The 1,170-nt window shown below is 69.5% G+C and carries 1 protein-coding gene and 1 pseudogene; one reads left to right on the forward strand and one right to left on the reverse strand.

The features are described 5' to 3' along the window. On the forward strand, positions 1-691 hold a 691-nt coding region (locus ACWEGE_RS47000), incomplete at its 5' end, for a transposase (RefSeq protein WP_449667018.1). Positions 692-959: 268 nt separating this feature from the next. On the opposite strand, the pseudogene ACWEGE_RS47005 reads toward ACWEGE_RS47000, so the two are convergent. Then, positions 960-1,091: pseudogene (locus ACWEGE_RS47005) on the reverse strand (ATP-binding protein); the annotation flags it as partial. Between the last annotated feature and the right edge of the window lie 79 nt (positions 1,092-1,170).

The following is a 1,170-nucleotide window of genomic DNA, read 5'->3' on the forward strand; positions in this document are numbered from 1 at the left end:
CCGCACCGATCATCGCCTTGGTGCGGTCTTCGATTCCTTCGCTGTCGGCGAGCGGACCCTGGCCCACCGGCTGCTGGTGCACCTGCGCGCCGGGATGCTGCTGATGGCCGACCGTGGCTTCCCGGCCTACGGCCTGTGGCGGGCCGCCGCTGACACCGGCGCCCACCTGCTGTGGCGCGTCTCGGACTCCTTCACCCTGCCGGTGGACCGGGTGCTGGCGGACGGCACCTACCTCTCCCATCTCAACGGCCCACGCGGGCAGAGGATCACGGTGCGGGTCAGCGAATACACGGTGGTGACCGCCACCCTCGATGAAGACGGGGTGAGCAACGAGAGCTCGGAGCTGTTCTGCCTGCTCACCACGCTGCTCGACCCGCAGGCGGCGCCCGCGCAGGAACTGGCGGAGCTGTACACGGCACGCTGGACCAGCGAGACGATCTTCAAACACATCAAGATCGAACAGCGCGGCGGACGCACCGCGACCCTGCGCTCGATGAGCCCGGCCATGGTCGAGCAGGAGCTGTGGGCCATGTTGTGCGTCTACCAGGCCGTGCACCGCCTGGCCGCCGAGAGCGCCCGGCAGGCAAACCTCCCCGTCTCCCACATCAGCTTCAAGCAGACCCTCGCCGCCGCCCGACGTTCCGTCGGCGCGGACTTTTCCCCCTCGGCGCCTGGCCGCCAAGGCTCGTGACGTGCGCGGCGACCTGGTCCGCGAGGCGGTCGAGCCCCGCCCCGGCCGGGCAGCCCCCCGCGCCACCAAGCGAAGCGGCACCGGCTACCACACCCTGAAACCTGACGAGCCTGCCACCACCAAGGTCATCCACACCGTCAAGCTCGAACTCTTCCCCGAGAACCAACGCCCGGCACCGGACACCCCGGAACTCCTCCACCTCACGACACCTGAACGACCATTACTCCGGCGCCCACAGAGGACCCCAGCCGTCTAACCGAGCGACGTTGGTCTCTCCCCAGCGTCCGAAGGGCAGGTTCGAGGTGACCATCACGGAGCCCTGTTCGTGACGGGACGCGATCAGCTGGAAGAACAGGTTCGCGGCGTCCTGGTCGAAGGGGATGTAGCCGACCTCGTCGACCTATGCGCCCCCGGGCACCCAGCCCGCGTCCAGGAGCAGCGCCTGCGCCTCCTTGGCGTCGTGGCCGCCGAGCGCGCCG

This window comes from Amycolatopsis sp. NPDC004747, from assembly GCF_053601335.1.